The 562-nt window shown below is 56.6% G+C and carries 1 protein-coding gene; it reads right to left on the reverse strand.

Annotated elements, in window-relative coordinates; translation table 11 throughout:
- Positions 1-42: 42 nt before the first annotated feature.
- A partial coding sequence (locus tag B0W88_RS32190) for a DUF695 domain-containing protein (protein ID WP_144007164.1) occupies positions 43-562 on the reverse strand: 520 nt, incomplete at its 5' end.

Genomic DNA, 562 nt, shown 5'->3' on the forward strand with positions numbered 1-562 from the left:
TTGCGTTCAGCCGCGCCGTTAGGCGTCGGCTGGAACTGCGGGTTAGGCTGCGCCGAAGTCATTGATAAGGCCTTGAAGATCTGACCAGGCTTCATCCCGATAGAACTTGATCTCGATTGGATACCTGGGGTGACTTGCAACGTGACTATTGAACTCGGCTAGGAAGCTGTCGCAGTCAGCTGCGTAGAAGACGTACTCCCTCAGCCCAGCTCCGATCCGGCGATAGGCTTCAACGAAGAACGATTGCCTTTCGATCCTTCCGAGGGCGTCTTCAAGCATCAGCATCCGTTGGTTCTCGTCAGCTTCAGGCATGCCGTTGTTGCCCGATCCGTCGTATTCCCATCGCACAACTGTGAGCCAAGGGCTGATGCTTCTGACATCCGCTGTGGGCATTTCCGGAACGTACGTCCAGAGAATGCGATGGCCTTCTTTACGTGTCTCGACTATCCGCCCGCGTGGCTCAGAAGCTGTATTCATCGTGCCTTCGAAGTCCTGAATGCGCTGCTTGCGCTGCCTAACGATTGCGTTCAGCCGCGCCGTTAGGCGTCGGCTGGAACTGCGG

This window comes from Pelomonas sp. KK5 (assembly GCF_001984095.1).
Taxonomy (GTDB): domain Bacteria; phylum Pseudomonadota; class Gammaproteobacteria; order Burkholderiales; family Burkholderiaceae_C; genus KK5.